Origin of the sequence: Plantactinospora sonchi, assembly GCF_036422035.1 — a bacterium.
GTDB lineage: Bacteria > Actinomycetota > Actinomycetes > Mycobacteriales > Micromonosporaceae > Plantactinospora > Plantactinospora sonchi.
Genome location: NZ_JAZGQK010000026.1, coordinates 160,799 through 169,665, shown reverse-complemented (window position 1 = coordinate 169,665; position 8,867 = coordinate 160,799). Strand labels below are relative to the sequence as shown.

The following is an 8,867-nucleotide window of genomic DNA, read 5'->3' as shown; positions in this document are numbered from 1 at the left end:
CGGTACGACGGAACGGGCCGGCTCCCCGTGGTGGGGAGCCGGCCCGTTTGTGGTGGTGCGGGTTTGTCGGTCAGGCGGAGTAGCCGCGTTCGGCGGCCCAGTTGGCGAGGTTGATGGTGCTCATCCAGTACTCGCTGTGGTTCGGCTCGGCCGGGTCGGCGATCTTGACCTTGCGGCCGTGGTCGTCGTAGCCGACGACGGTCAGGTAGTGCCCGCCCTCGTAGGAGTGGGCCATGCCGTCGGTGTCGACCGCGGTGCCCTTGATGTTGGCCACGACCGGCCGGTTGTTGTCGATGGCGTGTACGACGTCGACCTGGAGTCGGTCCATCTCGGCGGGCTTGGCGGTCTCGTCCGGGATGGCGACGGTGTGGTAGTCCTTGCCGCCGGCGTTGTTGAGCACGCGGGTGGTGTCCTCGGCCGAGTTGGTGCCGGCCTCGGTGGTGCCCAGCTGTCGGGCCACGTCGTCCTGGCTGGGGGTGTGTCCCTGCGCGGACAGTGCGATCCGGGTCGCGGCCGGGGCGCAGTAGAAGTACGTCGACTGCGGTTCGTAGTTCACGTCGAGGACCTTCGACGGTTGACCCTTGTCCAGGTCGCCGATCTGCTGGGTCACGGCGGTGGGGGTCATGTCCATCGACGGTGCCGGGGTGCCCATGGTGACGGCGGGGCCGGCGATCGCGCCGCCGACGACGGCGAGTCCGGCGATGCCGAGCGCGGTCTTACGGATCGGGGTTTCGGTGATGGCCGGTAGCCACCGGTTGACGAAAGTCATGATGGTCGCCTTCCATTTTCCGGGGATGAAAGACCCGAACACCCCCGACAGGGAGCGTGGGTCGAAAACGGGAGAGAAGAGGATGCCCTGCTCTCGGTGGGGAAACCGGAGGGGCTGTCCCGCTGCTGCGGTCGTACCGGGGATACAACCGTCGGCGGGTGGTGGGCATTCCACGGATCCGCCCACCCGGCCGAGTCGATCACGACCCGGAAACCGGACACCACACCCATCCGGCCACAAACGCCGGGACAGGCCGGTGATGTCGCCCGCTGCTGCGGTCGTACGGGGGATACAACCGCGACCCGCCCGCGGATGTTCCCCGACCCGAACCCCCGACCGGGCCACCGGATCCGGGGAGCAGCGTTCCGCCGGACAGAACGGGAGTTGTGGTCGGCGGGATTTCCTGGTGCGCTTTCGACGGATCGGTCACGACCGGGCACGGACCGGTCGGAGGGTGTCCCGGTGCCGAGCCCTACGTCGGCGTGGCCCGGACGTCGGCCCGGACGACCGTGACAAGCTACGACGGATCTTGATCCCGGATCTTGAGGAGGCAGCGTGAGCCAGGAAGTGCGCGGGGTTGTCGCCAGGGCCAAGGGCGCGCCGGTCGAGGTGACCACCGTTGTCGTGCCGGACCCGGGCCCGGGTGAGGCGGTGGTACGGGTGCAGGCGTGCGGCGTCTGCCACACGGATCTGCACTACCGCGAGGGAGGCATCAACGACGACTTCCCGTTCCTGCTCGGCCACGAGGCGGCCGGCGTCGTGGAGCAGGTCGGCGCGGGGGTCACCGACGTCGAGCCCGGCGACTTCGTGGTACTCAACTGGCGGGCGGTCTGCGGCAACTGCCGGGCCTGCCGGAAGGGCAAGCCGTGGTACTGCTTCGCCACCCACAACGCGAAGCAGAAGATGACCCTGGCCGACGGCACCGAACTCTCCCCGGCGCTCGGTATCGGCGCCTTCGTGGAGAAGACGCTCGTCCACGCCGGACAGTGCACCAAGGTGGACCCGGCGGCCCGGCCGGCCGCGGTCGGACTGCTCGGCTGCGGGGTGATGGCGGGGCTCGGCGCGGCGGTGAACACCGGCGGGGTGACCCGGGGCGACTCGGTCGCGGTCATCGGCTGCGGTGGGGTCGGTGACGGCGCGGTCGCGGGTGCGGCGCTGGCCGGGGCGACCACGATCATCGCCGTCGACACCGACCCCCGGAAGCTGGAGTGGGCCAGGGGCTTCGGCGCCACCCACACGGTCAACGCCCGGGAAACCGACCCGGTGGAGGCGATCCGGGAACTCACCGGCGGTTTCGGCGCCGACGTGGTGATCGAGGCGGTCGGCCGGCCGGAGACCTGGAAGCAGGCCTTCTACGCCCGCGACCTCGCCGGCACCGTGGTCCTCGTCGGGGTGCCGACGCCGGAGATGAAGATCCCGGACCTGCCGCTGATCGACGTCTTCGGTCGCGGCGGTGCCCTCAAGTCCAGCTGGTACGGCGACTGCCTGCCGAGCCGGGACTTCCCGATGCTGACCTCGCTCTACCTGCAGGGCCGACTCGACCTCGACGCCTTCGTCAGCGAGGAGATCAACCTCGACCAGGTCGAGGACGCGTTCGGCAAGATGCACCACGGGGACGTGCTGCGCTCTGTGGTGATCTTCTGATGGCGGCCCGGATCGACCACGGGGTCACCTCGGGCACCTTCTCCCTCGACGGCCAGACCTTCGACGTCGACAACAACGTCTGGGTGGTCGGCGACGACACCGAGTGCGTCATCATCGACGCGCCGCACGACGTCGACACCATCGTCGGACTGGTCGGCGGCCGGCGGGTACGCGCGATCCTGGCGACACACGCGCACGACGACCACGTACGGGTGGCGCCGGAACTGGCCAGGGCGACCGGGGCCGAGGTGCTGCTGCACCCGGCGGACCGGGTGCTCTGGGACATGGTGCATCCGGACACCGCGCCCGGTGGCGAGCTGCGCGACGGGCAGTTGATCGACGTTGCCGGGACGGTGCTGCGGGTGCTGCACACTCCCGGGCACAGCCCCGGTGCCTGTTCCTTCCACGTCACCGAACTCGGCGCGGTCTTCACCGGTGACACCCTCTTCCAGGGGGGACCGGGTGCCACCGGCCGGTCGTTCAGCGACTTCGGCACCATCGTCGGGTCGATCCGGGACCGGCTGTTGAGCCTGCCGAGCGAGACGGTGGTGCACACCGGGCACGGCGCGGACACCACGATCGGCGCCGAGGCACCCCACCTGGATGAATGGCTGGCCCGCGGGCACTGAGCGCCGGTGTTCAGGTGGCCGGGTGGCCGCCTACCCGGACCGGGACGACGCGACGACCTGCTGACGGCACGGCCCGTGGTTCGGGCCGTGCCGTCACGGCAGGGTCGACGCGGCGCGGGGCGTGGCGGCGCGGAGCCGGACGGCGTCCTGGCTGGGAGGCGCGCCGAACTGGCGGCGGTACTCGCGGCTGAACTGTGAGGGGCTGTCGTAGCCGACCCGGATGCCGACGCCGGTGACGTCGTTCGGGTGGGTGGCGAGCAGGAGCCGGGCCTCCTGCAGCCGGATCTGCTTCTGAAACTGGATCGGGCTCATCGCGGTGACCGCCTGGAAGTTGCGGTAGAAGGCGGAGACGCTCATCCCGGACAGCTGTGCCACGTCCTCCACCCGGAAGGACTGCGTGTAGTGGTCGCGGATCCACCGGACCGCGCGGGCGACGTGGCTGAGGTTGCTGTCGGCGAGACCGAGCTGGCGTACGACGGCGCCCTGCTCGCCGGTGATGAGCCGCCAGAGGATCTCCCGTTTGATCAGCGGTGCGAGTACGGCGATGTGCCGGGGCTGGTCGAGCAGGCGCAGCAGCCGGATCACCGCGTCGACCAGTTCGTCGGGCGCGTCGCTGACCGCCATGCTGGACGGTGCGCCGCCGCTGCCGGACGGGATGTCTCCGGGAGCGGCCTGCAGCAGCAGTTCCGCGACGGTGGCCGGATGCAGGGTCAGGCCGAACCCGAGCGCCGGCCGGCTGGGGCTGGCCTCGATGAAGTGGCCGGTGACCGGCAGGTCGACCGACGCGATGAGGTACTGCCCGGCGCGGTACTCGTAGACGCGGTCGCCCAGCGCGAGGCGTTTCGCGCCCTGCGCGATGAGCGCCAGCACCGTGCCGGACATCGACGGCGACGGCGGGTACGGCTGCTCGACCTTCGAGGCGAGGACACCGTCGATGGCGGTGGTGCCGTCGGGCCGGGCGTGCCGGGCGAGCAACGCACGCAGTTCGTCAAGGGCCATGCGGCCATTGAAGCATCAAACGATGCTCGCCACAAAGATAGGATCAGGCAAGCAGTAGGGAGCATCGTTCTATCGTTTGCCCCGCTCGCAGCAGTTTGATGGGAGGAACAGATCCCAGGGGCAGGCAGCTGCTCCACGATTGAACAGGTGGGCGGGTCATGCGGGTCGTCATCGTCACCGGCGCCAGCTCCGGCATCGGGCAGAGCGCAGCCATCCAGATCGCCAGGCGTGGGGCCGGGGTGATCCTGACCTACAGCAGCAACCAGGCCGGAGCACTGGACACCGTGGCACACATCGAGAAGGTGGGCGGCACGGCCGTCGCGCTGCCGCTGGACGTCGGCCGGAGCGAGACCTTCCCGGCCTTCCGGGAGTCCGTCGTCACGGCCCTGCGCGACACGTGGCAGCGGGACTCCTTCGACTCTCTGGTCAACAACGCCGGGTTCGGCCAGATGGCGATGTTCGAGGAGACCACCGAGGAACTCTTCGACAGGTTCACCCGGATCCTGCTCAGGGGCCCGTACTTCCTGACCCAGACGCTGCTGCCGCTGCTGGCCGACGGCGGCGCCGTCGTCAACGTAACCAGCAACGCGGCGCTGCTCTCCGGGATGGAAGCCGGCTACTCCGCGTACGGCTCGTTGAAGGGCGGTCTGGTGGTGCTGACCCGCTACCTGGCCAAGGAACTCAGCCCGCGCGGCATCCGGGTCAACTCGGTCTCTCCCGGCTCCACCCGTACCCGTATCGCCGGTGACGCCTTCGCCCGCCACCCCGAGGTGATTCCCGCTCTCGCCGCGAAGACGGCCCTCGGCCGGGTCGGCGAATCCGACGACATCGGCATGGTGATCGCAACGCTGCTCGGCGAGGAGAGCCGCTGGATCACCGCGCAGAACATCGAGGTCTCCGGCGGCTACAACCTCTAGGCGACCGCGGGCCGGGGCCGCCAGGCAACGGCGGGCCGCGGGCCGGCGGAAGATCATCACTGACAATTGTCATGGTCAGGACGTGACGCGCGAGCCGGTCGGGGCGGCCCGCCGGCCCGCAGCATTGCGGGTATGCCGACAAGTACACCCGCGGTCGAACTGACCGGACTGATCAAGCGGTACGGCGCGGTGACCGCCGTCGACGGACTGAGCCTGCGCATCGAACCCGGCGAGGTGGTGGCCTTCCTCGGCCCGAACGGCGCGGGCAAGACCACCACCGTCGACATGCTGCTCGGGCTCGCCCGGCCGACCGCCGGCAGCGTACGGGTCTTCGGCCAGGCGCCCGCCGACGCGGTGGCGCTCGGCCAGATCGCCGCCGTGATGCAAACCGGCGGCCTGCTGAAGGACATGACCGTCGCCGAGACGGTGCAGATGACCGCCAACTTCTATCCGCACGCCCGCCCGGTCGCCGAGGTACTCGACCGGGCGGGCATCACCGACATCGCCGGGCGTCGGGTGGGCAAGTGCTCCGGCGGCCAGCAGCAGCGGCTGCGTTTCGCGATGGCGCTGCTGCCCGACCCGGACCTGATGGTGCTGGACGAGCCGACGACCGGGATGGACGTCGAGGGACGCCGGGACTTCTGGACCGCGATCCGGCGGGACGCCCGGGACGGCCGTACCGTCCTGTTCGCCACCCACTATCTGGAGGAGGCCGACGCGTACGCCGACCGGATCGTGCTGATCCGGCAGGGGCGGATCGTCGCCGACGGCACCACCGCCGAGGTCAAGAACCTGGCCTCGGGTCGGCTGGTCCGGGCCACCCTGCCCGGTGCCGACCAGATGGCGCTGGCCGGGCTGCCGGGCGTGGAATCGGTCGAGGTACGCGGGGACAGCGTGCTGGTGCAGGCCGGCGACTCCGACGTGGTGGCCCGGTACCTGCTGAACCAGACGGCGGCACGGGATCTGGAGATCACCGCCCGCAACCTTGAGGACGCCTTCCTGGCCCTCACCACCGACACCGCGACCGAGGGCGCCGGCACGGCCGCCCGGACCGACACCAACCGCCACGGCCTGCAGGGGAGCGTCCGATGACCACGACCGCGATCAACCGGCGACGTCCGCCGCTCGGCGGGTTCAACACCGCGAATCTGATCATGGAGATCCGCCGGGTGCTGCGCAACCGCCGTACCCTCGTCTTCATCCTGATCATGCCGGCGGTCTTCTTCCTGCTCTTCGGCCTGCCGAACAAGGGACAGACGCTGGACAACGGCGCCCAGGTCACCGGCTACATCATGATCAGCCTCGCGGTCTACGGCGCCATGGTCGCCACCACCAGCGGTGGCGGCATGGTCGCGGTGGAACGCGCCCAGGGGTGGAGCCGGCAACTCCGGCTGACGCCGCTCCGGCCCGCCGCGTACGTCGCCACCAAGGTCCTCACCGCGATGGCACTCGGCCTGCTCGCGGTACTGGTCGAGTTTGTCGTCGGCGCCGCCTCCGGGGTACGGATGCCCGCCCACGTCTGGCTGCTCGCCGGCCTGGCCGCCTGGCTCGGTTCGCTGGTCTTCGCCGCCTTCGGCCTCTTCGTCGGCTACCTCGCCCCGGCCGAGAACGTGATGCAGTTCCTCGGGCCGATCCTGGCCATCCTGGCGATGTTCGGCGGTCTCTTCGTGCCGCTGGAGGTGCTGCCGCACGTCATGCAGGAGATCGCCAAATTCACCCCGGTGTACGGGGTGGGCGAACTGGCCCGGGCCCCGCTGACCGGTGACGGGGTCAGTGCCGGCGCGGTACTCAACCTGGTGCTCTGGACCGCCGCCTTCGGCTTCGGTGCCAGCCGGCTCTTCCGCCGGGACACCACCCGGGTATGACCGCCGGCAGCGGGAACCCGGACCCGTTCGGTCGTCGGCTGGGCACGGGGCCAGCCGACCGGCCGGACACGTCGGTGACCGGGGCCACCCGGACACCGATCCGGTCTGCCGGCCGGGACCGCGCGGATAGCGTGGCCGGTGTGACCGAGCAGGGGGCCAGCGGCGCGACCGGTACCGGACCCGGTCCGGGTCGCCCCGGACCTGACACCGACTTCCGGGGCAGCCTCGGTGTCGGCCGCGGTCGGGGACGGCTCGGCTGGCTGGTCGCCGTGGTGTGGCTCATCTACCTGGGGCAGCCACTCGGCACCGTCTGGCAGCATCCGCACGGGCCCGCGCGGGACCTCGGATTCGCCGCGATCGCCGTTTTCGGCGCCGGCTACGTGGCCCTGTTCGGCTGGGTCCGCCAGGCGGTGTGGCGACGGGACCGCATCCCGCCGGCCCGGGCGGCGCTGGCACTGGCCGGGCTGTTCCTCGTCGGCACCCTGACCATCCCGGCGGCGGGCGGCGACTGGCTGGTCACCCTGGTCTACCTCTCGGCCGCGGCGACGCTGCTGTTGCCGACCAGGGTGGCGCTGGTCCTGGTCGCCGTGCTGGCCACGGTGCCGGTGATCGCGCCGCACTTCGTCCCGGCCTGGGAACCGGAGTCCGGGGTGGCGCTCGCGGTACTGCTCGCCGGGGTCGCCGTCTTCGGCTTCAGCCGCCTGGTGGACCGGCAGATCCGGCTGGTTGACGCCCAACAGGAGATCCGCCGGCTGGCGGTCGCCGAGGAACGTGCCCGGACCGCCCGGGACCTGCACGACATCCTCGGCCACTCGCTGACCGTCATCACGGTCAAGGCGGAACTGGCCGGTCGGCTGCTCGAGGTCGACCCGGCCCGGGCTGGTGCCGAGGTCGCGGACCTGGAACGGCTGGCCCGGCAGGCACTCGCCGACGTGCGGTCCACCGTCGGGGCGTACCGTGAGATCACCCTCGCCACCGAGTTGGCCAGCGCCCGGACGGCGCTGCGGGCCGCGGGCATCGAGGCCGAACTGCCGGACACCGTTCCCACGCTCCCGCCCGGACGGGGGGAACTCTTCGCCTGGGCGGTCCGGGAAGGGGTGACCAACGTGGTACGACACAGTTGCGCCCGACGCTGCGTCGTCCGGGTACGTCCGGACGAGATCGAGGTGCGCGACGACGGTCGGGGCCCGGCGGCGGAGTCGGACGGCGGTGCCGGACACGGGCTGCTCGGGCTCCGGGAACGGGCTGAGCAGGCGGGTGCCCGGGTGGTCGTCGGCCGGGGCGCCAACGGCGACGGTTTCCGGCTGGTGCTGAGCTTCCGGGAGTCGGTGTCGTGACGGGGTCGAGGTGGCTGGTGCGGCGTTTCCGGGGGGCGTTGTCGTGACCGAGCCGATCCGGCTGCTGCTCGCCGACGACCAGGCACTGGTCCGGGGCGCGTTGGCCGCGCTCCTCTCGTTGGAGCCGGACCTGACCGTGGTCGCCGAGGTGGGGCGGGGTGACGAGGTACTGGCGGCGGCCCGCCGTGCCCGACCCGACGTCGCACTGCTCGACGTCGAGATGCCGGGCCTGGACGGGATCGCCGCCACCGCCCTGCTCCGGGCCGAGTTGCCCGGGTGCCGGGTGCTGGTGGTCACCACCTTCGGCCGCCCCGGTTACCTGCGCCTGGCGATGGAGGCCGGCGCGGGTGGCTTTGTCGTCAAGGACACCCCGGCCCGGCAACTCGCCGACGCGGTCCGGCGGGTGCACGCCGGGCTGCGGGTGGTCGACCCGACCCTGGCGGCGGAGACCCTGGCCAGTGGTGAGAGTCCGCTGACCGACCGGGAGACCGAGGTGCTCCGGGCGGCCCGGGCCGGCGGCACCGCGGCCGACCTGGCCCGCCGGCTGCACCTGTCCGAGGGGACGGTCCGCAACCATCTCTCCGCCGCGATCGGCAAGACCGGGGCGCGGACCCGGGCCGAGGCGGTCCGGATCGCCGAGGATCGTGGTTGGCTCCTCGGCGACCCCGGCTGACCCCCGGCGCCCCGCGCCCGGAGGCCGTGCCGCA

9 protein-coding genes are annotated in these 8,867 nt (G+C 71.4%); 7 read left to right on the top strand and 2 right to left on the bottom strand.

What is annotated here, in order from left to right:
- Positions 1 to 70 precede the first annotated feature (70 nt).
- A complete protein-coding gene (locus V1633_RS27885) occupies positions 71 to 769 on the bottom strand; it encodes a C39 family peptidase (RefSeq protein ID WP_331216224.1) in 699 nt (232 codons plus the stop codon).
- A 555-nt stretch (positions 770 to 1,324) separates the two neighbouring features.
- Here V1633_RS27885 and V1633_RS27880 point away from each other — a divergent pair.
- On the top strand, positions 1,325 to 2,413 hold the full coding sequence (locus V1633_RS27880; RefSeq protein ID WP_331217236.1) for an S-(hydroxymethyl)mycothiol dehydrogenase: 1,089 nt from the start codon (positions 1,325 to 1,327) through the stop codon (positions 2,411 to 2,413).
- The gene (locus V1633_RS27875) at positions 2,413 to 3,042 is read left to right on the top strand and encodes an MBL fold metallo-hydrolase (protein WP_331217235.1); all 630 of its coding nucleotides are present in this window, start codon (positions 2,413 to 2,415) and stop codon (positions 3,040 to 3,042) included. Before V1633_RS27880 ends, V1633_RS27875 begins: the two co-directional genes overlap by 1 nt.
- A gap of 93 nt (positions 3,043 to 3,135) precedes the next feature.
- Here V1633_RS27875 and V1633_RS27870 read toward each other — a convergent pair whose 3' ends face one another.
- The gene (locus V1633_RS27870) at positions 3,136 to 4,041 is read right to left on the bottom strand and encodes an AraC family transcriptional regulator (protein WP_331217234.1); all 906 of its coding nucleotides are present in this window, start codon (positions 4,039 to 4,041) and stop codon (positions 3,136 to 3,138) included.
- A gap of 158 nt (positions 4,042 to 4,199) precedes the next feature.
- Here V1633_RS27870 and V1633_RS27865 point away from each other — a divergent pair, with 158 nt between their 5' ends.
- The 5 genes from V1633_RS27865 to V1633_RS27845 all read left to right on the top strand — a co-directional run bounded on the left by V1633_RS27865 (position 4,200) and on the right by V1633_RS27845 (position 8,833).
- Positions 4,200 to 4,958 carry an SDR family NAD(P)-dependent oxidoreductase gene (locus V1633_RS27865; RefSeq protein ID WP_331217233.1) on the top strand — a complete coding sequence of 253 codons (759 nt, stop codon included), beginning with the start codon at positions 4,200 to 4,202 and terminating at the stop codon, positions 4,956 to 4,958.
- A gap of 132 nt (positions 4,959 to 5,090) precedes the next feature.
- The gene (locus V1633_RS27860) at positions 5,091 to 6,050 is read left to right on the top strand and encodes an ABC transporter ATP-binding protein (RefSeq protein WP_331217232.1); all 960 of its coding nucleotides are present in this window, start codon (positions 5,091 to 5,093) and stop codon (positions 6,048 to 6,050) included.
- Positions 6,047 to 6,823 carry an ABC transporter permease gene (locus tag V1633_RS27855; protein WP_331217231.1) on the top strand — a complete coding sequence of 259 codons (777 nt, stop codon included), beginning with the start codon at positions 6,047 to 6,049 and terminating at the stop codon, positions 6,821 to 6,823. Before V1633_RS27860 ends, V1633_RS27855 begins: the two co-directional genes overlap by 4 nt.
- A gap of 140 nt (positions 6,824 to 6,963) precedes the next feature.
- Positions 6,964 to 8,160, top strand: coding sequence for a sensor histidine kinase (locus tag V1633_RS27850; protein WP_331217230.1), 1,197 nt, complete (start codon positions 6,964 to 6,966; stop codon positions 8,158 to 8,160).
- Positions 8,161 to 8,203: 43 nt separating this feature from the next.
- Entirely contained in the window at positions 8,204 to 8,833 is a 630-nt protein-coding gene (locus V1633_RS27845; RefSeq protein ID WP_331217228.1) for a response regulator transcription factor, read from the top strand.
- The last annotated feature ends 34 nt before the right edge of the window (positions 8,834 to 8,867 follow it).

Coding starts and splice junctions, on each gene's coding strand:
- V1633_RS27870 (WP_331217234.1), bottom strand. CDS start 4,041: ATGGCCCTTGACGAACTGCGTGCGTTGCTCGCCCGGCACGCCCGGCCC.
- V1633_RS27855 (WP_331217231.1), top strand. CDS start 6,047: ATGACCACGACCGCGATCAACCGGCGACGTCCGCCGCTCGGCGGGTTC.
- V1633_RS27865 (WP_331217233.1), top strand. CDS start 4,200: ATGCGGGTCGTCATCGTCACCGGCGCCAGCTCCGGCATCGGGCAGAGC.
- V1633_RS27875 (WP_331217235.1), top strand. CDS start 2,413: ATGGCGGCCCGGATCGACCACGGGGTCACCTCGGGCACCTTCTCCCTC.
- V1633_RS27885 (WP_331216224.1), bottom strand. CDS start 769: ATGACTTTCGTCAACCGGTGGCTACCGGCCATCACCGAAACCCCGATC.
- V1633_RS27860 (WP_331217232.1), top strand. CDS start 5,091: ATGCCGACAAGTACACCCGCGGTCGAACTGACCGGACTGATCAAGCGG.